The sequence below is a fragment of the Bacillus sp. FJAT-27001 genome, assembly GCF_019039175.1.
In the GTDB taxonomy this organism is placed as follows: domain Bacteria; phylum Bacillota; class Bacilli; order Bacillales; family Bacillaceae; genus Bacillus; species Bacillus velezensis.
Genome location: NZ_JAHOAA010000006.1, coordinates 9,077 through 32,082, shown reverse-complemented (window position 1 = coordinate 32,082; position 23,006 = coordinate 9,077). Strand labels below are relative to the sequence as shown.

General features: G+C 46.1%; 27 protein-coding genes. 5 read left to right on the top strand and 22 right to left on the bottom strand.

The features are described from left to right. Nucleotides 1–43: 43 nt before the first annotated feature. The 7 genes from BGM27_RS16425 to BGM27_RS16395 form a co-directional block, all read right to left on the bottom strand. The gene (locus BGM27_RS16425) at nucleotides 44–265 is read right to left on the bottom strand and encodes a DUF5970 family protein (RefSeq protein WP_003151978.1); all 222 of its coding nucleotides are present in this window, start codon (nucleotides 263–265) and stop codon (nucleotides 44–46) included. Nucleotides 266–281: 16 nt separating this feature from the next. Then, on the bottom strand, nucleotides 282–809 hold the full coding sequence (locus BGM27_RS16420; RefSeq protein ID WP_007408712.1) for a stage II sporulation protein M: 528 nt from the start codon (nucleotides 807–809) through the stop codon (nucleotides 282–284). Further along, nucleotides 806–1,510: an ABC transporter ATP-binding protein gene (locus BGM27_RS16415; RefSeq protein ID WP_007408713.1), complete on the bottom strand. Its 705-nt coding sequence runs from the start codon at nucleotides 1,508–1,510 to the stop codon at nucleotides 806–808. Before BGM27_RS16415 ends, BGM27_RS16420 begins: the two co-directional genes overlap by 4 nt. After that, nucleotides 1,503–3,158 (bottom strand): hypothetical protein, encoded by a 1,656-nt coding sequence (locus BGM27_RS16410; protein WP_007408714.1) that lies wholly within the window; start codon nucleotides 3,156–3,158, stop codon nucleotides 1,503–1,505. Before BGM27_RS16410 ends, BGM27_RS16415 begins: the two co-directional genes overlap by 8 nt. Before the next feature lie 82 nt (nucleotides 3,159–3,240). After that, on the bottom strand, nucleotides 3,241–3,576 hold the full coding sequence (locus BGM27_RS16405) for an uberolysin/carnocyclin family circular bacteriocin (RefSeq protein WP_003151973.1): 336 nt from the start codon (nucleotides 3,574–3,576) through the stop codon (nucleotides 3,241–3,243). Between the two features lie 67 nt (nucleotides 3,577–3,643). After that, nucleotides 3,644–4,216: a hypothetical protein gene (locus BGM27_RS16400; RefSeq protein WP_007408715.1), complete on the bottom strand. Its 573-nt coding sequence runs from the start codon at nucleotides 4,214–4,216 to the stop codon at nucleotides 3,644–3,646. 258 nt (nucleotides 4,217–4,474) lie between these two features. Then, a complete protein-coding gene (locus tag BGM27_RS16395) occupies nucleotides 4,475–5,014 on the bottom strand; it encodes a GNAT family N-acetyltransferase (protein ID WP_007408716.1) in 540 nt (179 codons plus the stop codon). A gap of 375 nt (nucleotides 5,015–5,389) precedes the next feature. Here BGM27_RS16395 and BGM27_RS16390 point away from each other — a divergent pair, with 375 nt between their 5' ends. Then, nucleotides 5,390–6,151: an SDR family oxidoreductase gene (locus BGM27_RS16390; RefSeq protein ID WP_007408717.1), complete on the top strand. Its 762-nt coding sequence runs from the start codon at nucleotides 5,390–5,392 to the stop codon at nucleotides 6,149–6,151. A gap of 142 nt (nucleotides 6,152–6,293) precedes the next feature. Here BGM27_RS16390 and BGM27_RS16385 read toward each other — a convergent pair whose 3' ends face one another. From BGM27_RS16385 to BGM27_RS16370, 4 genes are all read right to left on the bottom strand, one after another. Then, the gene (locus BGM27_RS16385; protein WP_007408718.1) at nucleotides 6,294–6,656 is read right to left on the bottom strand and encodes a HesB/IscA family protein; all 363 of its coding nucleotides are present in this window, start codon (nucleotides 6,654–6,656) and stop codon (nucleotides 6,294–6,296) included. A 77-nt stretch (nucleotides 6,657–6,733) separates the two neighbouring features. Further along, complete coding sequence (gene dapF / locus BGM27_RS16380; protein ID WP_007408719.1) at nucleotides 6,734–7,588, bottom strand: diaminopimelate epimerase; 855 nt, start codon at nucleotides 7,586–7,588, stop codon at nucleotides 6,734–6,736. A gap of 123 nt (nucleotides 7,589–7,711) precedes the next feature. Continuing rightward, complete coding sequence (locus BGM27_RS16375; RefSeq protein ID WP_007408720.1) at nucleotides 7,712–8,929, bottom strand: NupC/NupG family nucleoside CNT transporter; 1,218 nt, start codon at nucleotides 8,927–8,929, stop codon at nucleotides 7,712–7,714. A 134-nt stretch (nucleotides 8,930–9,063) separates the two neighbouring features. Next, nucleotides 9,064–9,300: a YuzB family protein gene (locus BGM27_RS16370; RefSeq protein WP_007408721.1), complete on the bottom strand. Its 237-nt coding sequence runs from the start codon at nucleotides 9,298–9,300 to the stop codon at nucleotides 9,064–9,066. 266 nt (nucleotides 9,301–9,566) lie between these two features. Here BGM27_RS16370 and BGM27_RS16365 point away from each other — a divergent pair, with 266 nt between their 5' ends. Then, nucleotides 9,567–10,634, top strand: coding sequence for an NAD(P)/FAD-dependent oxidoreductase (locus tag BGM27_RS16365; RefSeq protein WP_007408722.1), 1,068 nt, complete (start codon nucleotides 9,567–9,569; stop codon nucleotides 10,632–10,634). Nucleotides 10,635–10,671: 37 nt separating this feature from the next. Here BGM27_RS16365 and BGM27_RS16360 read toward each other — a convergent pair whose 3' ends face one another. After that, nucleotides 10,672–10,998: a YuzD family protein gene (locus tag BGM27_RS16360; RefSeq protein ID WP_007408723.1), complete on the bottom strand. Its 327-nt coding sequence runs from the start codon at nucleotides 10,996–10,998 to the stop codon at nucleotides 10,672–10,674. Between the two features lie 79 nt (nucleotides 10,999–11,077). On the opposite strand from BGM27_RS16360, the gene BGM27_RS16355 reads away from it, so the two are divergent. Continuing rightward, nucleotides 11,078–11,413, top strand: coding sequence for a NifU family protein (locus BGM27_RS16355; protein WP_169510385.1), 336 nt, complete (start codon nucleotides 11,078–11,080; stop codon nucleotides 11,411–11,413). Between the two features lie 40 nt (nucleotides 11,414–11,453). Here BGM27_RS16355 and BGM27_RS16350 read toward each other — a convergent pair whose 3' ends face one another. The 5 genes from BGM27_RS16350 to cotNH all read right to left on the bottom strand — a co-directional run bounded on the left by BGM27_RS16350 (nucleotide 11,454) and on the right by cotNH (nucleotide 18,036). Next, on the bottom strand, nucleotides 11,454–13,430 hold the full coding sequence (locus tag BGM27_RS16350) for a S9 family peptidase (RefSeq protein WP_007408724.1): 1,977 nt from the start codon (nucleotides 13,428–13,430) through the stop codon (nucleotides 11,454–11,456). A 102-nt stretch (nucleotides 13,431–13,532) separates the two neighbouring features. Next, a complete protein-coding gene (thrB, locus tag BGM27_RS16345; RefSeq protein WP_007408725.1) occupies nucleotides 13,533–14,462 on the bottom strand; it encodes a homoserine kinase in 930 nt (309 codons plus the stop codon). Beyond that, complete coding sequence (gene thrC, locus BGM27_RS16340) at nucleotides 14,459–15,517, bottom strand: threonine synthase (protein ID WP_007408726.1); 1,059 nt, start codon at nucleotides 15,515–15,517, stop codon at nucleotides 14,459–14,461. The genes thrB and thrC overlap by 4 nt, the downstream gene beginning before the upstream one ends. Further along, on the bottom strand, nucleotides 15,517–16,818 hold the full coding sequence (locus BGM27_RS16335; RefSeq protein ID WP_003151938.1) for a homoserine dehydrogenase: 1,302 nt from the start codon (nucleotides 16,816–16,818) through the stop codon (nucleotides 15,517–15,519). The genes thrC and BGM27_RS16335 overlap by 1 nt, the downstream gene beginning before the upstream one ends. A 201-nt stretch (nucleotides 16,819–17,019) precedes the next feature. Continuing rightward, entirely contained in the window at nucleotides 17,020–18,036 is a 1,017-nt protein-coding gene (cotNH, locus tag BGM27_RS16330; RefSeq protein ID WP_007613555.1) for a spore coat-associated protein CotNH, read from the bottom strand. Nucleotides 18,037–18,190: 154 nt separating this feature from the next. On the opposite strand from cotNH, the gene BGM27_RS16325 reads away from it, so the two are divergent. Continuing rightward, nucleotides 18,191–18,691 (top strand): phosphatidylglycerophosphatase A family protein, encoded by a 501-nt coding sequence (locus tag BGM27_RS16325; RefSeq protein ID WP_003151934.1) that lies wholly within the window; start codon nucleotides 18,191–18,193, stop codon nucleotides 18,689–18,691. A 27-nt stretch (nucleotides 18,692–18,718) separates the two neighbouring features. Here BGM27_RS16325 and BGM27_RS16320 read toward each other — a convergent pair whose 3' ends face one another. The 4 genes from BGM27_RS16320 to lipA all read right to left on the bottom strand — a co-directional run bounded on the left by BGM27_RS16320 (nucleotide 18,719) and on the right by lipA (nucleotide 21,372). Then, on the bottom strand, nucleotides 18,719–19,489 hold the full coding sequence (locus BGM27_RS16320) for a TIGR01457 family HAD-type hydrolase (RefSeq protein WP_007408728.1): 771 nt from the start codon (nucleotides 19,487–19,489) through the stop codon (nucleotides 18,719–18,721). Nucleotides 19,490–19,522: 33 nt separating this feature from the next. Next, nucleotides 19,523–19,957, bottom strand: coding sequence for a DUF86 domain-containing protein (locus BGM27_RS16315; protein WP_007408729.1), 435 nt, complete (start codon nucleotides 19,955–19,957; stop codon nucleotides 19,523–19,525). A gap of 25 nt (nucleotides 19,958–19,982) precedes the next feature. Further along, entirely contained in the window at nucleotides 19,983–20,258 is a 276-nt protein-coding gene (locus BGM27_RS16310) for a YutD family protein (RefSeq protein ID WP_003151928.1), read from the bottom strand. A 217-nt stretch (nucleotides 20,259–20,475) separates the two neighbouring features. Next, a complete protein-coding gene (gene lipA, locus BGM27_RS16305; protein WP_007408730.1) occupies nucleotides 20,476–21,372 on the bottom strand; it encodes a lipoyl synthase in 897 nt (298 codons plus the stop codon). Between the two features lie 202 nt (nucleotides 21,373–21,574). Here lipA and lytH point away from each other — a divergent pair, with 202 nt between their 5' ends. Beyond that, complete coding sequence (lytH, locus tag BGM27_RS16300; protein ID WP_007408731.1) at nucleotides 21,575–22,552, top strand: L-Ala--D-Glu endopeptidase; 978 nt, start codon at nucleotides 21,575–21,577, stop codon at nucleotides 22,550–22,552. Nucleotides 22,553–22,589: 37 nt separating this feature from the next. Here lytH and yunB read toward each other — a convergent pair. After that, nucleotides 22,590–23,006, bottom strand: a 417-nt coding sequence (yunB, locus tag BGM27_RS16295; RefSeq protein ID WP_217031294.1) for a sporulation protein YunB, incomplete at its 5' end; no start/stop codon positions are given.

Here is a 23,006-nt window from a genome sequence, read left to right as displayed (position 1 = left end):
AAAAATAAGAAAATGACATTCAATATGAATGTCATTTTTTTTATTAAATACCGAAATAAAGAGCCGCACTGGCCAACAGATTAATCACAAAAATAAACAAAAAGATGTAACGAATGAATTTATTTTGCACCGGTGCAAATATAAAGAGATATAGTCCTGCCACCCCAAAAGTAAGAACAGGAAACAGCCACTCAAAGGATAAAGAAATGATATAACCGATAATCATAACAATCGGCACACCGATTAATGATAATTTACTTCTCATATGATTTCTGCCCCTTTTACTTAAAAATTGGTGTGATGTAAGCTTCAATAATGGCAGCGGCGATCAGCAGACAAATAATTATGAGCACCAATATTCCAATATGCCTGAACATTGAAGCCATTATCTTTTTTTCCTTAGAAAAACACAGCCTGATGACCAATTCAACGCCCTTAAAACCAATGGCGCCACTTAATAATAACGCGGGAACTTCAAATATACCATGAGGAATTAGCAGTAAAAAAATCTGATAAAAAGGAACCCCGTTATGCAGATTTTCTATAATAGAGCCGCTTAAAATAAACCCGTTGGTGAATAAATAAAAGATTGAGGTCAACCCAAAGGTAAAAAAACCCGCGGCTAAAAACAGACAAGCGATTGCATTGTTTTTCAGCAGTTCAACCGCGCCTGACGAGCCGTTGTAAGACGCGGTTGAAACAAAGTGATCGGAAAAAAACGCAGCGATCACACCGCCTGAAAAAAACAGCAATGACGCGGTTAACGGAATGACGGACGTCCTGATTGCCGGCAACATGCGGTTCATCATGTATAAATACTCTCAGCCAATTTTTCAATCTCTTCTAATGAATGCTCGGATGACTGATACTCCGCCGCAAAAACGCCTTCATGTATAATACCGATCGTATCGCACAGCGAATGCGCCAGCTCCAGCAAGTGAGTCGATAACAGGACCGTATGTCCCTGTTTGACGTATTCCTTTAATAACGTCCGTATCGTTTTACCGCTGATTAAATCAATGCCCGTCAGCGGTTCGTCAAGAATTAATATCTTTGGCTGATGAATGAGCGCGGCCGCAATTGATAATTTTTGTTTCATTCCATGTGAATATGTTTTAATCAGCTGATTTCCGTCTTGAGCAAGCTTCAGCGTCTCTAACATATTCTTTATATACTCATTTGTCCGCTGAGACGGTACTTCAAACATCTCCGCTGTAAAACGCAAGTATTCGACTCCCGTTAAGTAATCATATAAAAAGGCATGGTCGGGCACAAAACCGATATCAGCCGATATTTGCCCCCCCTCTTCTGAATCCGGTTCCTTACCGTCAATCATGACGCTGCCTGAAGTCGGTTTAAGCAGGCCCGAAATGATTTTCAAAGTCGTTGTTTTCCCGACTCCATTAGTCCCCAGCAAAGCATAAATTGAGCCTTTTTTCACCTCAAACGAAATATCTTTCAACACCTGTTTTTCACTATAGTTTTTTTGTATATTCACTAATTTAATCATTGTTCGCAAACCTTTCCGCCATATTGATTCTGCGAAGAAACAGAAACATGACTCCATAGTTTAATAGTGTGAACAGGACAAAAATACCTGATGCAGAATGAATAAGCATCGTTTCAAGTTCCGGCTTTTTATAGATAAAATACGACGTGATCGCAGCGATTTGAAGCGACACAATGAAAATGAAAGATCCGTATAAGTTGTTATACGTCTTTGCTTTCCCCGCTTCTCCAATTTCGTACATATGCTCCCAGTTTTTCTTAGGATACAGGGCGGTGCTTGAAATCTGGACAAGACTGTATAAAAAACCCGAACATAAAAACACAATAAACAAGTAAATCGTCAGCGCAGCGGAAGACGGAAAAAACACCGTAATCAAAATGGTGATGATGAACGAATAGATAAGAGCGGCGAGATTATAAATACATACTTTCGGAAACACCAGCTGCCACGCATGTTTGATATTTCGGTGAAACAGATGCTGATTTTTTATTTCTCCGTCAACTGATAATACTGTTTTGAGCGCATCTCCGACGAGCTGATACGAAAAGTTCGCAATGATAACCGCCGCAGACACGATGGCGGCTGCCGAATACCCGATAAAATGATGCGACAGAAGCGGAATACAAAAACCTAAAAACAGCATGAACAAATACAGCATACTGCCGAAGTTCCTGATAAAAAACCCGTCAATTCTCGATAAAAACAGCAGATCCTTTTGAAAAACGGCATGAAATATTTTGTTATTTCTATATAATTTCAGCTTTGGCGCAAAATCTGCGTTTGTCAAAAACATATAAGGAATAAGGTCCATTTTCTTCAGCGTGGCCGACCACAGTTTAAACATCCCCGCCGTTAAAAGGACGGCGGCCGCAAACACCGCGGCGAAAACGAGCACGGAATGTGAGCGGAATGCTAACCATACATACGGCGTATTCATGAGGATGTTCCGGAAAGCCGGTGACTCCGTAAAGCTTGAAATATCCTTTGCGGTATACTCCCCAAACACGAGAAGATAAACGGCATACCCGACTGCAAGCGGAACCAGCAGGCTGACGCTGAATAAAATGCCTTTCATGATTTTCAAGTAAAACAATTTGCTCCACATATTTGTAAGAAGATAAACAACATAAGAAAACAGCATAGATAAAAATAAATTGAGAAGAAAATAAACGAAGCCCAAGAAAAATACGATGACCGCCGCAGACCCGGTCATGCCTGCGCTTGATAAAAATAAAAAGACCGGAAAAACAAAAAGATACCATACGAAAATGGTTTTTTTGATCGCCTGGCCGGCAAAAACAGAAAACAGCTGTAAAAAACGAACCTTTTTTAATTGATGAATGACCTTGCGCGTATCCAGCAGAAAGGCATTGTGGTGTTCTTTAAAGAAGCCGGCAGCCCAAAAAAGCTGCTCAAGTGAAACGGCGATTAAAACAAATTGCCCCCATGCGCTTAGGGGCAGCTGAATCAGTTTTGTCCCGAATACAACACCGCATCCCAGGAAAACGAGATATAAACATAACAGAGAAATAATAATGGCAGACAGCAGTTTGCTGTTGAGTTGAGGAATGCCCCAATCTTCCTTTCTTTTTCGAAACGATGACAGGGTATTATATTTGATAAGAGCCGCAATTTGTTTGACTATCATACTTTCAATCCTTACATATGTATTTGGGAGAGAGGCTCTTTTTGCAGCTTGTACAAAAAGAGCAATTATTTATTGATCGATTTTACCAAGCAGCTGCGTATTTTTTGCCGTATTTCTTAATCATTGTTTTTGCTGTTGCAACGATTGCATAAGAAATCGCGCCTGCGCCTGTAACGATACCGATAAGAGAAATGATAGAAGCAATTGTTGATGCCGCATCAATAATATCAATTGCTTTTTTAGCTGCTGCTGTAGAGATGCCGAGAGTCGAAGCTAATTCAGCATTGGCTGAGAATGCATGAGCCGCCGCCACGTTTAATTCAGTTCCCGTTAATAATAGTGCATAAACCAATGTTGCTGCAGCAAGAGCCGCGCCAAACAAAATGAAAGACTTTTTATTAGATTTTACTAAGTTCATCATAACATCTCCCTACTCTGTTTTTTTAATTTATAATAAAATTCAGCTTAATTGACTCTCTCCCGAGCTAAATTTTATCCGCCATAAAATAGTTTAAGAAAATAGTAAAGAGTTTTAGTAAAACAAAACATCCAGTCAAAATGATTCTCTTGCCTTTACTGAGATCGGTCAGTTTTCCCGCAGCAGCATAAAGAGCCGCGATTGATATGAGCAGAAATGGATCCAGCAGCTGCAGACTCAAGCTGGTGCCGCCGGCAGAATATATAAGCGAGGAATCAGCCGTTAAGTAGTTAACAACTGAAAGAATCAACATTTTAAATGCCGAGATTAAAGAAGTCAGCGTATATAGAAGCAAATATATTTTTTTCGGTTTTTTTGTACCGAGAATAAAAGCGGCAACGAATAACAGAAATCCGCCTATCAGAATTTCCACAAAAGTTGTGAAGATCATAAACCCTTGCAGAAACATGACAATCGTACGAACACTTTTCTCCCCGATATCGTAGGTATTTTCTCCGACGGAAGAATAATACGACTGCAGAACTTTATCTGAAATACTGAATTGGAAGAGTAATGAACAGATCAAAATGATGAAAAAAGAACTTAAAAATATTTTTTTATTGCTCAATTGACCTATCATATTATCATCCTTTTCTTACAAAATAAATTAACTATTCTATACTTTTACAATTTAGTTTAATCCTATCAAAAAATCAATATCCTTTCGAAAAATATGACTTTAGGACGTGTTGACAAAGAGCACATCTTTCAGAGTTTTTGGTGCTATGTACCCTTTATTTTTTTTTGAATTTGCAAATAGTATGATTTAGACAATTGATTTGAAGTTTTAGGAAGAACCTGTCGAAAGAGACGAAGGATATAAAAAAAGAGGATATCGTCATGTATCCTCCGGATGTATGATCGTCAGCACCTGATGATCTTCCCATTTTCCATTTATTTTTACATTTTTTCTCGCAATGCCTTCTTTATGAAAGCCAGCTTTTTCGAGCACCCGGATTGACGCCTTATTGTTCGGCATGACTCCGGCTTCTATCCGATACAGTTCCAGCTCGTTGAATGCATAATCGACTGCCAGCTTGACAGCCTTCGTCGCATAGCCTTTCCCGTTATATTTGCCATCTAAAAAATAACCGATAAAAGCGCTTTGGAGGGAACCCCGAACCACCTGAAAAAGGCTGATCGTGCCAATCAGGGTCTGATCCTGAAGAAAAATGCCGAAGCTGTATTCAGTATCATTTTCTGCATTCTTCAGTGATTGTTCAATTCGTTTTTTCCGGCCTTCCAGCGTATAAAAATCCTCTTGTCTCGTCATGGCAAACCGTTCAAAAAACATGCGGTTTTCCCTCTGCAAAACCAGTTCCTGCTCTGCATCATTCAAGCTGAGCGGCCTGATATCAACGCTGTTTCCTTCCTGCATATGCATCGCCGTCCTTTTGTTTTGATCAGAAACGTTTTTTTAATTGCCTCTCACCCATGTGATACGGTACGCTTTATCGCATCAAGAAAATTCCAAGACTTTACGTTCACCTTTCCTTTCGTGACCTATGTCTGATGTGAGTAACCGAAACGGAAGCACAAGGTTCTTTTGTTGACTTAAACCGTGCTTTAAGCCGTATCATCATATTGTGACAAGGAAAGAATAGTTTTGGCGGGTTTCCCGATGATCTAAAAATCAATTTTACAGAATCACTGCTGTCTTATTTCATGCCTATTTGCGGGATGAATATATTGATTGGATCAAAGCTGAAATGTGACAAAGAAATGTAAAAACAATCGGAAAAGAGGAGTTAATATGAAACTGACGGGAAATACAATACTGATTACAGGCGGAAATGCCGGAATAGGATTGGCTTTCGCAGAACGGTTTTTAAAAGCGGGAAATAAAGTCATCGTGACCGGACGGCGTGAGCACGCTCTTCAAAAAGCAAAGGAAACATTCCCGGATCTTATTACATATGTCAGTGATTTGAGCATTCCATCTGAACGTATATCACTGTTTGATTGGGTGAAAGAAAATTATCCGGAAGTGAATGTGTTAGTAAACAACGCGGGGATTCAACAACGTTTTCATGTGCTGAAAGCGGATGCGAAGGACAATTGGGACTATTTCAATAAAGAAATCACAACGAACATTGAAGCTCCCTTCCACCTGTCTATGCTGTTCGCTCCGTTTTTTGCCGGAAAAGAAGATGCGGCTTTCATTAACGTCTCTTCGGGATTGGCTTTTACACCGCTTGCCATTGCACCGATCTATTCAGCAACGAAAGCGGCGCTTCATTCATTTACAATGAGTCTGAGACATCAGCTTTCTGATTCATCTGTAGAAGTGATTGAAGTTGCGCCTCCGGCGGTGAATACAGATTTAGGCGGAGCAGGGCTGCATACTCAAGGAGAACCGCTGGATGAATTCGCTGATGGGATTTTTAAAGGACTGAAAGAGGGCAAACAAGAAATCGGATATGGTTCTTCAGAAGAACGGCTGCGCATGTCACGGGATAAAGCCGATGAACATACGGCAAATATGTACCATGCGATGAAACATACAATCGAATAACCTCTTTGAAAAAGGAAAACCCGCTTCTGTTGAGCGGGTTTTCCTTTTATTAAACAGATAAACGCCTTTCTTAACAATGGTGCAAGCGCCACCGGAAAGAAAGACGTCATATTTTTTCATCCTAAGAATGGCGGGTTGACCCTTAGCACTCTTCCGGCGTACCGGCGTTTTTGGCCGTGCGGAAAGATGAACCGCAGCCGCAGGAAGCGATGGCATTCGGGTTGTCAATGGTGAAACCGCCGCCCATCATGGACTGTTTGAAGTCAATGATCGTGCCGGTCATAATATCAAGGCTTTCGCTGTCGACCAAAACGGTGATTCCGTGCTGTTCAAACACGCTGTCTTTTTCGCCTTTTTCGTGCTCAAATCCCATTCCGTAAGACAGGCCGCTGCAGCCGCCGCCTTTTACGCCCACACGGAGAAACGCGTTTTCTTCTTCATGCTCTTTCATCATATCTTTTATATGCAAAGCCGCTGCTTCAGTGATGGTTACTGGAACACTCATAGGTAGACCTCCTTTTTTAAAAACGGATGCTGATATCTATTATAAACCTTGAGGAGAGTATTTCTCAAACGAGCTGTTTACAAATAATAGACGCCGCTGCATACGGTTTCGGCGGGGCCCGTCATCAGCACGTGCCCGTTGTCCTGCCAATTAATCACAAGGTCGCCTCCCGCTAAATGAACGGTGATATCCCGGTTTCGTTCGGAAACACCGTTCAATACGGATGCGACAGCCGCCGCACAGGCGCCTGTTCCGCAAGCCTGTGTAATGCCGGAGCCGCGTTCCCATACGCGGAAATGAAGTTCATCGGCGCTGACGGTTTCCACAAATTCGACATTGACGCCTTCCGGAAATCTCGGGTCTTTTTCAATGACGGGACCGAGCGTTGTAAGAGGCGCTTGATTGATATCCGCAACCGGAAAAACAATATGGGGGTTTCCCATTGATACGGCTGTTCCGGAAAGCTCCGTTTCTCCAAAAACAAAGGTTTCATCGATCGTCCGTTCATCTTCATTGCCGAGCATCGGCAGCTCTTTTTTGGTGAGGCGCGGTTCGCCCATATCAACGGTGACTTCACGCACAATCCCGTTGTCCTCTGTAATGTCTGCTTTCACTAGACCTGAAAGCGTCTCAATGAAAAAGGACGTTTCTTCTGTCAGCTTATGTTCGTATGCGTACTTTGCCACACAGCGAAGGCCGTTGCCGCAATTTTTCCCTTCTGAGCCGTCATTATTAAAAATCCGCATTTTGACGGGCGCTTTTTCTGACGGACAGATGAGGATCATTCCGTCAGAGCCGATGCCCGTGTGAATGCTGGACACTTTAACGGCAATCTCAGCCAGCCGTTCTTCCGGCAGCTGTTCTTCAAATTGATTTACATATATATAACTGTTTCCAAGACCGTGCATCTTGGTAAAACGGAATGAATTCATATCGGCCTCCAACTTTTTTTCTTTTACTTAGTATAAAAGCTCTTCTGCTCGGACACAATACAAATATCCCCCGTTTTTCATACATAAAAGCTCCCTGCATATGCAGGGAGCTTTTATCGTTTACTAAATAAACATGCCGGCAATCGCCGCGCTGAGAAGGTTTGCGAGTGTTCCCGCAATAACCGCTCTTAATCCGAGGCGCGCAATGTCCGAACGGCGGCTTGGGGCCAAACCGCCCAGTGTGCCGAGCATAATCGCAATCGAAGAGAAGTTGGCAAATCCGCACAGCGCAAAGCTGATAATCGTAGACGTTTTTTTAGAAAAGTCCGCAATATGCGGACCGAAGTTTGAATAAGCGACAAACTCATTCAGCACAAGTTTCTGTCCGATATAGCTTCCCGCTCCGAGTGCTTCATGCCAAGGAACGCCGATTACAAATGCGATCGGTGAAAACACGTAACCGAGAATGGATTCTAATGTAATATGTTTGAAACCGAACCAGCCGCCGATTCCGCCGAGAATTCCGTTCACTACGGCGATGAGCGCGACAAACGCAAGCAGCATGGCGCCGACATTTAGAGCAATCTGAAGGCCCGTGGACGCGCCTTTTGCCGCTGCATCAATCACATTAGCGGCGCCTTCGCCTTCTTCGTCCATATTAAAATCGCCTTTTATCGTCTGCGTTTTTTCCGTTTCAGGTATTAAAATTTTTCCGAACACGAGACCGGCCGGAGCCGCCATAAAGCTGGCCGCCAGCAAGTATTCGATCGGAATGCCTAACAGGGCGTAACCGAAAAGCGTCGAACCCGCTACAGCCGAAAGGCCGCTCGTCATAATCGTAAACAGCTCGGAACGGGTCAATCCCGCAATCAGCGGTTTAATGGCAAGCGGTGATTCAGACTGTCCGACAAAAATATTCGCAGCCGCCGCAAGCGATTCCGTTCTGCTTGTCCCAAGAAGTTTTGACAGTCCGCCGCCGATGACGCGAAAGATGAGCTGCATGATTTTCAAGTGATACAAAACGGCAATCAGCGCTGAGAAAAAGATAATGACCGGCAGAACGCTCAGCGCGAAAGCCGGGCTGCTGCCCACTTTTATCAGCGGGCCAAAAATAAAGCTGATGCCTTCGTTCGCATAATCAATGAGAAGCTGCACACGGCTTGAGAACCATAAAAATACGGCCCGTCCGGCGTCCCACTTTAATACGATGAATCCGAAGGCCATTTGTAAACATAAACCGACAATGACGGTTCGCAGGTTAATTTTGCTTTTCTTCTCTGATAACAAAAAAGCAATGGCTAATATAGCAACTGCCCCGAGCAGCCCCCAAACGATATTCAATGAATCCACCTCTAAAATTTTATTTAAAAAAAGTCTTTATTAAGATAACAATATTTATTTTTGCTGTCTACAAATTTTTTATTTTGCCAAAACCCGGGGCGCAATAAAAAAGAGACCCCGTTCGGAGCCTCTGATTAAAACATCGGATTTTCTTCTATGAATGTATATATGTTGTCAACCAGTTCAGCAGGCGTGCCTCCCGTGACCACTTCGCCGTTGACCAGGGCGAACAGGGACTCCATGCATTTCCCGCAATAGCTTAAACAGCCATATTCAAGCACGTCCAAGTTCGGATCCTTCTCTAAGATCTCAAGTGCTTCCTGGGAACCGCGCGCTAAATTGCTGACACAGAATTCAATCATCGGATTCATGCGGTTTCACCTCACATATGTACCTTATCCTAACGGAATTTCCTCTATTCGTCAAAGATCCGGTTTCACGCTCAATGTTATCGTAACATATTAATTCAGGTTAAAGGTTTTACTATTACGTGTTTTCTGGTCAATTTGTAGGTTATTTTAAAACTATTATTGTGGTTTTAGATCAAATTCGATATAATTCTAGATGTTATTTTACATAGTTCGTTATTTTGTAACAACATTGACTACCATATTTTTCGGGTAAAAGGGGAATCATTATGAAAAAATTGGTCTTGATCGGCGGGGGGTACGGAAACATGCGGGTGCTGCACCGCTTACTGCCGAACCAGCTTCCGTCAGATATATCCATCACGCTGATTGACAGAAACCCGTATCACTGCTTAAAAACAGAATATTATGCGCTCGCTGCCGGCACGATTTCTGATCATCATATCAGGGTGTCTTTTCCTGAGCATCCGAATCTGGATGTTCAATACGGTGAGGTGGCTTCCGTCGACACGAAAAACAAACAGGTTCTGTTTCATGACCGCGAACCGATTTCTTACGATGACGCGGTGATCGGACTGGGCTGCGAGGATAAGTATCATAACGTGCCCGGCGCGCCGGAACATACTTACAGCATTCAGACCATTGATCAGTCACGCGAAGCCTATCAAAAGCTGAACAACCTCGGCGCCAATGCATCTGTCGCTATCGTCGGAGCGGGATTAAGCGGCGTGGAGCTTGCCAGTGAATTAAGAGAGAGCCGTGACGATCTGAAGATTATGTTATTTGACCGGGGCGACCTGATTTTATCAAGCTTTCCGAAAAGACTCAGCAAGTATGTTCAGAAATGGTTTGAAGAACACGGCGTCACCATTATCAATAATGCGAATATTACAAAAGTGGAAGACGGGATCGTTTATAATCATGATGAAGGAATAGCGGCCGATGCCATCGTGTGGACGGCGGGAATTCAGCCGAATAAAGCCGTCAGAGAACTGGACGCTGAAAAAGATCCGCAAGGCCGCATCGTTTTAACAACGCATCACAACCTTCCGGGCGATGAGCATGTTTACGTCGTCGGTGATTGCGCGAGCCTGCCGCATGCGCCGAGCGCCCAGCTGGCTGAAGCACAGGCGGAACAAATTGTGCAGATCCTCCTGAAACGCTGGAACAATGAAGAGCTGCCGGAAACAATGCCGCAATTTAAGCTGAAAGGCGTTCTCGGTTCACTCGGAAAAAAAGCGGGCTTCGGTCTTGTCAACGACCGTCCGCTCATCGGGCGTGTGCCCCGTTTATTAAAATCAGGCCTTTTATGGATGTACAAGCATCATAACGGCTGATAAGAAAAAAGCCGCTGATTGCGATCAGCGGCTTTTTTTAAGAGCCCGCAACATAGCCGCGCTTTTCCATTTCTTCATATATATCTTTTAAATGCGGATTCCCTTCCCCCACAATGACATCCTCCACCAGCACGAGCGGATAGAAAAATTCATCGTTTCTGATGCGCTTCGCAAGCTCTTCTGTCTCCTTTTGCTGAGGCGGTGCGTCAATATCAATATACCGCATGTGAAAAGGCTGCTCCGGGTATTTCCGTTTCAGCGCCGCCTCCAGCCATTCAAACGTATCTTTGGCGCTCGGCATATTCACGCAGCTTGCGCAAAGCGTTTCAGCGCCGTAAACACTGAGCGTAACCGGCTTAATCATGTATATCATCCCCTTTACACCAGTATACAAAGGACGGGGCAGCTTTTGTATAAAAAACGGTTTTTATGTTCAAGTTTAAATATGCTATAATGGGGAAAGCAGCTTTGCAAACCAAACATTAGATTTTTACCGTTACTGTGAATATAATGGTTTTATGTATATGAAAGGAGCGAATCTCATGACTGAGGTTGAAATGAAAGAGCAAGTACAGGAAGTATTGGATAAATTACGTCCGTTTCTGCTTCGTGACGGCGGTGACTGTGAGCTTGTTGACGTAGACGAAGGCATTGTAAAGCTTCGCCTCCTTGGCGCATGCGGCAGCTGCCCAAGTTCAACGATTACGCTGAAAGCCGGAATCGAACGCGCACTTCTTGAAGAAGTACCGGGTGTCGTTGAAGTAGAACAAGTATTTTAATCATAAAACCAGGCTGCATGACAGCCTGGTTTTTTATTTTTTACAAATAGTCATCAAACCATGAACAAATATAACGGATGCGTTTCATCCGCTGTTCCGGATGGCCGCTTCTCGACAGCTCATGCGTGGCTTTCGGAAACCGGATGAACGACGTCGTTTTGTTCAGTTTCTTCAATGCGGTAAAAAGCTGCTCGGCCTGCTCTATCGGACAGCGGTCATCGCGCTCACCGTGCAGGATCAAAAGCGGTGCCGAAACGCGGGACGCATATTTTACAGGAGAACGATCCCAAAGCTTATCCGCTTCCTCAAACAAATCATGTCCGAGCTGCCAGTCAGTAAAAAAGAAACCGATATCGCTGACACCGTGGAAACTGAACCAATTTGAAATGGAGCGCTGCGTGACGGCTGCTTTAAAACGGCCGGTCTGCCCGACAATCCAATTTGTCATAAACCCTCCGTAGCTTCCGCCCGTCACACCGAGACGGCCGCTGTCAATAAACGGATACGCCTGAACAGCTTCATCCACCGCCTGCATGACATCACGGTAATCTCCGCCTCCGTAATCACCCCTGACACGATTGACAAAATCCTGCCCGTAGCCGTGGCTTCCTCTCGGGTTGACATACACGACAGCATATCCTTGTGCGGCCAGCACTTGGAATTCGTGAAAATACGTATGGCCGTACATCATGTGAGGCCCGCCGTGTATGTATAGAATGAGCGGATAAGTTTGATCCTCTTCAAAAACGGCGGGCTTTAAAAACCAGCCGTTTACCGTCAGCCCGTCCTTTGTTTCATATTGCAGCTTTTCCGGCACGGATATGATGCGCTCCTCAATAAACCGATCATTGTCGGATGTCAATTGCTTCTCTTCCCCATCTTCGAGCGAAATGCTGTAAAGCTCGGAAGGCTGTGCGGGTTTGGCAATGACAGCGATACAGCTTTTCTGATCAGGATGAAAAGCAAAACCATTCACATACTCTTCTTCTAATCGGATCGGATATACGAGGCCGTCAATCGAGATATAATAAATACCGGTGCTTCCCTGCTCGCTCCCGAGAACGTAAAAACCCTGCCCGTCGTTTGTCCATACCGGCCGGGGCGTCACTCCTCCTATGATTGAATCCGCAATCAGCGCATCGCTCAAATGAACATCCAGCATGTCGGTCAGGCAGGAGAGCCGCTCAGTTTTCACGTCGTACAGCCACGCTTTCTCTAAAGTCGCATTGCGAAATTCATTTTCATGGCCCAGCATCGCGATATAAGAACCGTCTGGTGAAAACACGCAGAAACCGAAAGAACCGCGGTGCGGCGTAATCTGCTTCAGGTTTCCGTCCGCCAGATTCATCAGATAGACATCGCTCGGCTTTCCGGCGTCACCCGGCTCGCATAAATTGGCGGTAAACGCAAGCTGCCTGCCATCCGGTGAAAAGGCCGCGCCATAATGATCCGCTTCATGATCGGTCAGCTGCTGAATCTCCCCCGTTTCAAGATGAATCAGCACAAGCTGGGCCCAGCTTCCGTTCAGCAGGCCTTTCCCGTCACGTTTATATGTTAATGACTGAATATCAACCGGCTCATACTCGTCATGCTTCTTTTTTTCTTTCTCATCGGCGCGCTCCGCTGATGTCAGACTGACGGACACAAGCACGGATCTGCCGTCGGGCGCCCATATCGGATCTGATACGCCCCAAGGAATATCGGCCGCCTGCTTTGCCTCTCCGCCGGCAGCGTCGATGATGTACAGCTGAGGGACGCCGTTCTCCCTGTCAGAAACAAAGGCGAGGCGCTGTCCGTCAGGTGACCACCGCGGACTTGTATTTCTGTTGTCCCCGAAAGTCCATGGGTTTGAGATGCCGGATTCTGTGTCATATACCATAATGGCTGAGGAATAGGAATCACGCTTATGATTGACTGTTGTCCGGACGTAAGCGGCTCTTCTGCCGTCAGGGGCATATTGCGGGTCTGTCACGGATACGAGAGTCGCAATGTCCTCCTCGGTTATGAGTTTTTTCAATCGTATCTCCTCCTTTTCTTTTTTATTTCGCTTCCCTAAATAAAAATCCTTCTCCAGAAAAAGAAAGCGTCCTTCTCTGATGGGAAGAACGCTTTTTTATCATTATACACTTTTCACCTGCTCTAAAGGATTCCGTTCAATTACGCTTCCTTCTGACGGGACGGTAAGCGCCGCAATCTCACAGTGGGGGAAATGCTCAGAAAGCTGCTTTCTCAGCTCTTCTCCCTTTCCTTTTTCAATCAGGACAAGAATCGTCGGTCCCGCTCCGCTCAGCGCCGTCCCGTAGGCGCCTTTCATTTCGGCCGCATGTTCCACCTTTGAAAGCTCAGGAACAAGCATGGCGCGGTATGGCTGATGGAGGATGTCTTTTCTCATCATTTTCCCGGCGAGCGCCCAGTCATTTGACATGATCGCAGCAACGAGAAGGTTGCTGACGGCGCTTGCTTTAACGGCGTGCCGGTACGGCAGCTCTTTCGGGAGCACGTCTCTTGCGTCCCTGGTCAGAACTTCGTAAAACGGAATCACTGCCACAACGTCGATATCCGCTTCGGCAACACGCACGATATGTGTTTCATCTTCTTCGTGAAGGCCGATCACAAGCCCTCCTGCAAGAGAAGCAGCGGCATTATCAGGGTGTCCCTCTTCAAGACTGGCTAAGTGCAGCTTGTCGCTTTCCGACAGCTGCAGGCCGCATAACTCATCCGCAAGCTCAATGGCGGCGACGATAGCGGCCGCGCTGCTTCCGAGACCCCGTGCAAGGGGGATGTCACTCCACACTTTGACATGGGCGGGCGGCAGCTCTTTCTGATAGCGGTCAGCCGTCCGTTTGGCGACTTGGTAGATGAGGTTGTCCGTTCCTTGAGGGATGCCCGCAACAGTTTCGGTTTCCGCCGAGAACTGCCATTCATCGTTTCGGAAAACCGAAAGCTTCAAATATCTGCTGAGCGCCATCCCGACAGAATCAAACCCAGGCCCTAAGTTGGCGGTGCTTCCCGGAACCGTAATGGAAAACAGCATCTCCGCCTCATTCATACACGCGCCGCTCCATTTAAGTATTCCAGAATACTGTCCTCATCTGTCGGCAGCGTAATCGGTTTTATGTCAGATACGTCTACAGCCGTGTTCGGATCTTTCAGGCCGTTTCCGGTCAAAACTGCGACAACCTTGCTGCCTTTTGGAATTTCACCGGATTTTACCTGTTTCAAAACGCCGGCGATGGATGCACAGGAGCCCGGTTCGGCAAACACGCCTTCTTCACGGGCAATCAGCTGATAAGCGTGAAGAATGTCTTCATCTGTGACTTCATCAATTTTTCCGGCTGATTCTTCCGCAGCGAGCACCGCTTTGTCCCAGCTGGCAGGATTCCCGATTCGGATTGCCGTCGCAACGGTCTCTGGATTTTTAATGACTTCGCCGCGGACGATAGCCGCAGAACCTTCCGCCTCAAAACCGCGCATCTTCGGAAGTCCGGTGCCGTTTTTCTCATGGTATTCTTTGAACCCTTTCCAGTAGGCCGTGATATTCCCGGCGTTTCCTACCGGGATCGCCAGAATGTCCGGCGCTTCGCCGAGCTGTTCGCATACTTCAAAGGCCGCTGTTTTTTGCCCTTCAATCCGGTAAGGGTTTACTGAATTCACTAATGCAATCGGTGATTTTTCGCAAATTGACCGGACGATGGCCAGCGCGTCGTCAAAGTTTCCGTCAATCGCGATGATTTCCGCACCGTACATGACGGCCTGCGCAAGTTTTCCGAAGGCGATTTTTCCGTCCGGGATGATGACGATGCATTTCATGCCGGCTCTCGCCGCGTATGCCGCAGCTGCCGCGGATGTGTTGCCTGTAGAGGCGCACATGATGGTATCATTGCCTTCTTCTTTCGCTTTGGCGACCGCCATGACCATGCCGCGGTCTTTAAAGGATCCCGTCGGATTAACGCCCTCTGTTTTCACATGCAGTTCAATTCCGAGCTTTTCGGAAAGTTTCGGCAGGTGAATCAGCGGCGTGTTGCCTTCATGCAATGTCAGGGCCGGCGTCTGATCCGTCACCGGCAGAAATTCTTTATATTGATGGATGAGTCCTTTCCACATTAGCTCCAACCGTTCCCTTCTACGCGATATGTGCTTTTTACTTCTTGTACGACTTCGAGGTCATTTAAGTTTTGCAGAATGTCACTGAAATCTTCTTCCGATGTATGATGCGTGACGATGACAATTTCCGCGAGGTCGTCATGGCCTTTGATCGGCAGCTGCAGAATTTTTTCAAAGCTGACGCCGCGCTCTGAGAAGGCCGATGTGATTTTTGAAAAAGAGCCGACCTGGTCTTTGACGTGAATTCTTAAAAACTGCTGGGCGTAGATATCAGACGGCTGCTTCAGATTTCTTTCAAACTGCGGGGCGACAAAGCTGTTTCCGTTTACGCCGAGACGCATGTTTTTCATGACCGCGACCAGATCGGAAACGACCGATGTCGCAGTCGGCATGCTTCCGGCTCCGGGGCCGTAAAACATCGTTTCGCCGACGGCTTCTCCGTACACGTAAACGGCATTAAACTCGTTATGCACCGCAGAGAGCGGATGATGATCCGGCAGCAGTGTCGGCTGAACGCTGACTTCGATTTTATTGTCATCACGCTGGGCGATGCCGATCAGCTTCATCGTATAGCCGAGCCGTTTGCTGAAGCTGATGTCTTCATCCGTAATCCGGGAAATTCCTTTTACTTTGACATCGTCCAGATCGACATTCATAGAGAAGCCGAGACGGGCTAAAATCGCCATCTTGCGTGCGGCATCGAGCCCTTCTACATCGGCGGTCGGGTCCGCTTCCGCGAATCCGAGATCCTGCGCTTCCTTCAGCACTTCTTCATACGGGCTTTTTTCTTTAATCATTTTCGTTAAGATGAAGTTCGTCGTTCCGTTGACGATTCCCATCATTTTTGTGATCCGGTCAGAGGAAAGGCCTTCTTCGAGCGTGCGTAAAATCGGGATTCCGCCGGCGACACTCGCTTCATAATACAAGTCACAGCCATTTTCCTTTGCGGCGGCTAAAAGCTCTGACCCGTATACGGCGATCAGATCTTTATTTGCGGTCACAACATGTTTTTTCGCTTTCAAGGCATCAAGAAGATATTGCTTCGTCTGTTCGACACCGCCGATGACTTCAATAATCACGTCGACCTCAGGGTCATCGATCACATCATAGACTTCTGTCGTCAGCACTTCTTTCGGCAGGTCTGCGTCTCGTTTTTTATCAATATCTTTAACTAGCACTTTTTTGATCGTCACCGGACAGCCGACCTGGTGCATAAGCTTATCCTGATGATCTTGTATAATTTTGACGACTCCGCTTCCCACGGTTCCCAGTCCTAACAGTCCAATACGAATCGCTTCCAAAGAGAAACTCCACCTTTCTTCCTTTTGTCCACTAGAAAAGGACAATTGTTAACCCTTCACAGACATTTAAGTTACAAATATTATATAAGCCCGCATTTGTTTTGACAAGCGGCTGAATATTGTTTCTGCGGATATGAAAACGCTTAACACACTGATATGACAAGATTCCCTATTTTCTAAATATTTTTACGTCATATTTTCTTACGAACTGATTCCTTTTCCGAGCCACGCCACAGGCGGGACAAAAACCTGCGCCGACCTGACATTCATCATGTTGTGACATGTCTGTAAAAACTGTTCATAGCGGGTGCAGTCGGCAAGAATGTAGTCAAGCTGCTCTTCGTAAAACTGTTTTTCAGAATCATGAGAAATGTAATAGCTCTCCACCGTCTCGAAGAAATGGAGCGGAAACAGCAGGCGGCTGTAAAACAGGCGCTTGGAAAAGGAGGATAACGGCGTAACTTGCTCATATTCCTGCAGAAACAAAAACCCATCTTTGAGCAGGTCGTCACGATGATACAAATATGTGCTGCGCATATATTCCGCAATATCACGGGCGGCATGGTCGAATACCCAATCGCCCGGAATGCGGATCAATGATTCCTCCGACCAGGTATCCCGTTCCATCCGCTGATGGCAGATTGTCCCCGAGTCTTCTGCGCCGGGATTGTCATCCAGCTCCGTATCCACTAAATATTGAATAGCGTTTTCCGCTAAGCCTGAATAATAAGGAAATGCTTCGATCATTTTCTTTTCGAACGGTTCAAGCGGAGACATATGAATTTTCTGCATCCAGAATGATTCCAGCTGATCCACCCGTTTTCCCCATAAGTCCTTCCATTGGCCGATCCTGCCCGCTTCTTTCACTTCGTACGGAAAACCCCGCCCTTTTCTGTGAAATTCGGCAAGCTCCCCTCCGACAGAAAACGACCGGTTTGAGACGGGAATCGGCGCTTTTAAGAGCGCATACGTTTTGCCTTCGTCCTCAAAGGTCAGTTCTCCTTCCTTCGTAAAGATAAACACTGAAACGTATGGGTCACTTTGTTCTTGTAAATACTGACTCATGTAGTAAAGCTCCGTCAGCTCTGATTGCGAAAACCCGGAAACGGGAATTATAAGAAAGAAGGAATTAGGCGTCTGGAAGCATTGGTATTTCTGATAAACGGAGAGCTGTCTGACGTGGATGCCGTATTTTTCTTTAATGATGCTTTTCATCATAATCACCTGCCTGAAAAATTAGAGCTATTCACATCGTAGTCATACGCCGGCGGAATTATGAATACATATTGTAATCCTTTGAATCAAGTGGAGAAACATCGTACACATCGGAAGAGTGTTGTATAAACTAGTAAAAAAAGATTGGGTGAAGCAAATGTCAGAAAAGGAACAACTGAATCAGGTGGAAGCTGTCGCCAGGGCGCGTTTAAAAGAACGGGGGGTTGAGACGGACGATATTGCCGAGCTGGTGTATTTCCTTCAAAAAAAATATCATCCTGATTTGACGATGGAGGTATGCAGGCTCAATGTGGACCGTGTCATCGCAAAACGCGAGGTGCAAAACGCCATTTTAACGGGAATAGAATTAGATGTGCTCGCCGAACAAAAAAAGCTGTCTGAACCGCTTCAGACTATTCTGGCCATTGATGAAAGCCTGTATGGGGTTGACGAGGTGCTCGCCTTCTCTATCGTGAATATATACGGCTCAATCGGCTTTACGAATTACGGCTACATTGACAAAGAAAAACCCGGCATTCTCGGGCGGTTAAATGATAAATCTACGGGCGAATGCCATACGTTTCTTGATGATATCGTCGGCGCAATCGCAGCAGCGGCTTCAAGCCGGCTTGCTCACAGCGCCAGAAATACAGAATAAGGACGGCCGTCATGGCCATCCCTTTTTTTATAGATGTTCAATCCATTCGGTTAAAGAGTCAATCGCATATGTCGGCTTTTGGCCGTAATCTGCCATATGCTCACGCTTTGTCACTCCGGTATGAACCAGCAGCGTATCCATGCCCGCATTGATGCCGGCCATAATATCCGTTGCATAGTTATCGCCGACCATGAGTGTTTCGGAAATATCCGTTCCGAGCACACGCATCGCCTGTTCCATAATAATGGATTCAGGCTTGCCGATAAAGACAGGCTCAACGCCCGTTGACACCGTCAAAACGGATGTGAGCGAACCGTTCCCTGGTAAAAGCCCTCTTTCAGTCGGAATGGCAACGTCGCCGTTTGTTGAAATGAACCGGGCGCCGTTTCTGATCGCAAGGCATCCCGTTGCCAACTTTTCATATGTAATGCCGCGGTCGATTCCCACAACGACAAAGTCCGCGTTTTCTTCTCCGAAGCTCAGCCCGTTTTCTTCAATGGCCTGACGGATGCCTTCTTCGCCGATCACATACACCGACGCGTCTTTTTTCTCCTGGGCGATATGCTGCGCAGTCGCCATGCTCGTCGTGAAGACCTGCTCTTCAGATGCCGGAATGTCAAAGCTCATCAGCTTGTCCGCCACCTGCTTCGGCGTCCGGGAAGAATTGTTCGTCACGAATAAATACGGAATGCCGCGCGCTTTAAGCGTTCTCACGAATTCACACGCTTCTTCGATTTTTTCCGTCCCGTTGTACATTGTGCCGTCCAAATCTATCAAATATCCTTTATAATCCTTCATACTCAACACTCCTGTGGATTTTCTCACTCGTTGTTATTTAAATGCGGAAACAGGCCCTAATTCTGTTTCCAGGTAGGTTCTTACACGGGCCGGAAAGGCTTTCAGCACATCTCTGTTTGACGTGATCAGCGTAAACAGCTCTTGATAATCGGCGTGCTGATATTCCTGGACAAGCTGCTTTCTGGAAGAGATCAGTTGCTTCAGCTTATTCCCTTCATCCTCAGCTACCACCTTTTCATCCGTCAGAATATCCATGATGTCGTCATAACTCCCCGGATCGCGCATGATAAAGCCGTCAATCATATCATTTCCGACATCGAGAATGCATTCGATCATAAGATGGCTGATCCGCTCAAGCGCCCTTTTTTCGATCTCGCTCTCCCATGCAGGCGTGCTGTCAAACAGCGCCAGCTGGGTCTCAAAAAAACGGAGTGTTTGTTCGATATTATTTCTGTCAACAAAATACACGTGACAGCATCCCCTTCTGCATCAATTATTTTCTGATTCGTTTTAAAACAAAATACGCGCAGCCGAAATTGCAGTATTCGTAAATGTATTCGTCCAATGTGCTGATTTTCGTTTCAAAGGTTGCTTTTTGATTCTGGTCATCAAAGAAGCCTTTGAGCCGCAGCTGACTGTATCCCCAGTCTCCCACAATGTAATCATATTTATTTAATATGTCCGAATAGCGGGCTTTGAACGCTTCTTCATTAAAGCCGTTTTTAAAATCGTGTACGAGTTCAAACTCGGCATTTTGAATAAGAATCATGTCTTCACCTCTTTTATCACTCTTTACTATCATAATTCATTGACTTCTGTCCATCAATTGCAAAATGAGACGGTTCGGACGGACGGAGAATTTTTCCTCTTTATATCCAGTGTAGCGGTTCAGACGATCCTTATTCAAGAATGACTTTTTCCCTGCAAAAACGGCTCCATCACAAAAAACCCAAAACCTGCGGCGTTTTGGGTTTTTTCGGCTTATCTTATGCTTGGGCCTGGCGTTTTTTAGACGCTTCGTTCACTTGTTCATCCGCATGGTAGGAAGAACGGACAAGCGGGCCTGCTTCACAGTGGCTGAAGCCTTTTTGCATCGCGATTTCTTTCAGTTCGGCAAATTCGTCCGGATGATAATATTTTTGGACTTTTAAATGTTTTTTCGACGGCTGCAGGTATTGGCCGATCGCCATGATGTCGACATTGTTCGCAAGCAGGTCGTCCATCACTTCAATAATTTCTTCCTTCGTTTCGCCGAGACCGATCATAATGCTTGATTTCGTCGGGATGTCAGGCTGCATTTCTTTCGCACGGCGCAAGAATTCCAAAGAACGGTCATATGTTGCGCGGGCCCGGACTCTCGGTGTCAGGCGGCGGACGGTTTCAATGTTGTGGTTCAGAATATCAGGACGGGTATCCATTAATGTTTTCAGGTTGTCGTAATTTCCGCCCATATCGGATGGCAGCACTTCAATTGTCGTGAACGGGCTTTTTCTGCGGATCGCCCGGACCGTTTCCGCAAAGACGCCTGCTCCGCCGTCTTTCTGATCATCACGCGCTACGGCCGTGATGACGGCGTGTTTTAAATTCATCAGCGCGACGGAATCAGCTACGCGTTCCGGTTCCTGCAGATCCACCTCGGTCGGCAGACCCGTTTTTACAGCGCAGAAGCGGCATGCTCTCGTACAGACGGAACCGAGAATCATGAACGTCGCCGTACGTCTGACAGCCCAGCATTCATGGATGTTCGGGCATTTTGCTTCTTCACATACGGTATGCAGATTATTTTCACGCATTAATTTTTTCAGACCCGTATAGTTTTCATTCGTGTTCAGCTTTATTTTGAGCCATTCCGGCTTTCTCAGATGCTCGTCTTTCTTTGCCATTTCCCCATCATCTCCATTATCCCTTTATTCATGTTCGTGTGCGAAAAATTTCTATTTCACGATGGATATAAAACTTGCGGATTTCTATTCAATAGTCACTTTAACATAGGAAAAATTTCTCGACAAGGGAAGAGAATTACTTACATTTTCTCGGATTGTTGCCGCAAACTATTTGTATTCAATCCTGAAAGGAGATCATGTTGTGAAAGTTCTGTTATCTGCTCTTCTCCTTTTTTCAGTTTTCTGTCCGGCTGCAAGCGGGAAAGAACAATCGGCTCTTGTTTACGGCGAACGGATGCAGTTGTACCGCAAAGCCGAAGCAGTCACGCAGATTCCTTGGTATGTGCTTGCGGCGGTTGATCAATATGAAGAAAATGTCCGCTCGAACCGAAAGGATCTGCCGGAAAAAGCGGGAATCATCAGCATTTATATTCCGGATCATTTGTGGAGCGGCCCTGAAAATCCAAATCCTAAGGACGATGCGCCTCTCAGCATTAAAGTATTTGACGGGATCGGCCTGGACGGCGACGGCGACGGAAAAGCCGAGGTAAGCAATGATGAGGATATCCTTTATACATTTGCTCAGTATTTAGCGGGATTCGGAACCGATCTTGACCATATCCGCATCGGTCTCTGGAATTATTACCGCCGTGATCAGACGGTCGGCATTATCACCGAATTCATGACACTGTTTAAAACGTTCGGCCGCCTTGATCTCGGAGAGCACGCTTTTCCGCTTCCCGTGAAGACGGATTACAGCTACCGCAGCACATGGGGCGCCGCACGGGGTTTCGGCGGGCGCCGGATTCACGAAGGAACGGATCTGTTCGCTCATTACGGGCTCCCCGTCAGATCGACCTGCTACGGTATTGTTGAAATGAAGGGCTGGAACCGTTTCGGCGGCTGGAGAATCGGCATCAGGGATATCAATAACACGTATCACTACTTCGCTCACCTGAACGGCTTTGCAAAAGGTGTGCATAAAGGCCAGATCGTCAAACCCGGAGAGGTGATCGGCTCTGTCGGCAGTTCCGGGTACGGACCGCCGGGCACCGCGGGAAAATTTCCGCCGCATCTTCACTACGGGATGTATAAAGATAACGGCAGATCGGAATGGTCTTTTGATCCGTATCCCCATTTAAGGGCATGGGAGCGAAAAGAAATCCGCAGGAAAAAGTAAACACACAGCCGCCAGGAAAGATTGCGGCTGTGTGTTTTTATTTATCTTTCTTCTGTTTTTCACTCGGCAGCTGGACGGAAGGCGTCACACCTGACCCGCCGCTTCCGTTATAAAACTGCGGCACCTCTCCTTGAATCGCTTTAATGGAGACCGGAATATTATTTGTCACGACTGATGTCTTACTGGCAAACGGAATAATGACCTTCACTTTTATTTCCACAAAAATACTGATATCGATCAGGGCATTGTTAATGCCGTACGGCTTTATTTTTGTTTTCACATCAGTTAACGCATCACCGATCAGGTTAAAGCGCACGGGGATTTTCGGCCCCAGATTTCCGAGAATGCTGTTTCCCGTGACCTGCCCTAAGGGAATATCGATCATAATTTCATCGGCCGTTTTCGCGCCTTTTTCCGTTTCATGCTGCTTATTGTTCGACTCAGCTTCCTTCAG

Coding starts and splice junctions, on each gene's coding strand:
- BGM27_RS16360 (WP_007408723.1), bottom strand. CDS start 10,998: ATGATTAAGCCGGTTACGCTCAGTGTTTACGGCGCTGAAACGCTTTGC.
- thrB (WP_007408725.1), bottom strand. CDS start 14,462: ATGAATGAGGCGGAGATGCTGTTTTCCATTACGGTTCCGGGAAGCACC.
- BGM27_RS16420 (WP_007408712.1), bottom strand. CDS start 809: ATGATGAACCGCATGTTGCCGGCAATCAGGACGTCCGTCATTCCGTTA.
- BGM27_RS16410 (WP_007408714.1), bottom strand. CDS start 3,158: ATGATAGTCAAACAAATTGCGGCTCTTATCAAATATAATACCCTGTCA.
- dapF (WP_007408719.1), bottom strand. CDS start 7,588: ATGAATTCATTCCGTTTTACCAAGATGCACGGTCTTGGAAACAGTTAT.
- BGM27_RS16310 (WP_003151928.1), bottom strand. CDS start 20,258: ATGATTCTTATTCAAAATGCCGAGTTTGAACTCGTACACGATTTTAAA.
- thrC (WP_007408726.1), bottom strand. CDS start 15,517: ATGTGGAAAGGACTCATCCATCAATATAAAGAATTTCTGCCGGTGACG.
- BGM27_RS16325 (WP_003151934.1), top strand. CDS start 18,191: ATGTCAGAAAAGGAACAACTGAATCAGGTGGAAGCTGTCGCCAGGGCG.
- BGM27_RS16405 (WP_003151973.1), bottom strand. CDS start 3,576: ATGAACTTAGTAAAATCTAATAAAAAGTCTTTCATTTTGTTTGGCGCG.
- BGM27_RS16370 (WP_007408721.1), bottom strand. CDS start 9,300: ATGAATCCGATGATTGAATTCTGTGTCAGCAATTTAGCGCGCGGTTCC.
- BGM27_RS16395 (WP_007408716.1), bottom strand. CDS start 5,014: ATGCAGGAAGGAAACAGCGTTGATATCAGGCCGCTCAGCTTGAATGAT.
- BGM27_RS16320 (WP_007408728.1), bottom strand. CDS start 19,489: ATGAAGGATTATAAAGGATATTTGATAGATTTGGACGGCACAATGTAC.
- lipA (WP_007408730.1), bottom strand. CDS start 21,372: ATGGCAAAGAAAGACGAGCATCTGAGAAAGCCGGAATGGCTCAAAATA.
- BGM27_RS16365 (WP_007408722.1), top strand. CDS start 9,567: ATGAAAAAATTGGTCTTGATCGGCGGGGGGTACGGAAACATGCGGGTG.
- BGM27_RS16385 (WP_007408718.1), bottom strand. CDS start 6,656: ATGAGTGTTCCAGTAACCATCACTGAAGCAGCGGCTTTGCATATAAAA.
- BGM27_RS16425 (WP_003151978.1), bottom strand. CDS start 265: ATGAGAAGTAAATTATCATTAATCGGTGTGCCGATTGTTATGATTATC.
- BGM27_RS16400 (WP_007408715.1), bottom strand. CDS start 4,216: ATGATAGGTCAATTGAGCAATAAAAAAATATTTTTAAGTTCTTTTTTC.
- BGM27_RS16415 (WP_007408713.1), bottom strand. CDS start 1,510: ATGATTAAATTAGTGAATATACAAAAAAACTATAGTGAAAAACAGGTG.
- cotNH (WP_007613555.1), bottom strand. CDS start 18,036: ATGATGAAAAGCATCATTAAAGAAAAATACGGCATCCACGTCAGACAG.
- BGM27_RS16390 (WP_007408717.1), top strand. CDS start 5,390: ATGAAACTGACGGGAAATACAATACTGATTACAGGCGGAAATGCCGGA.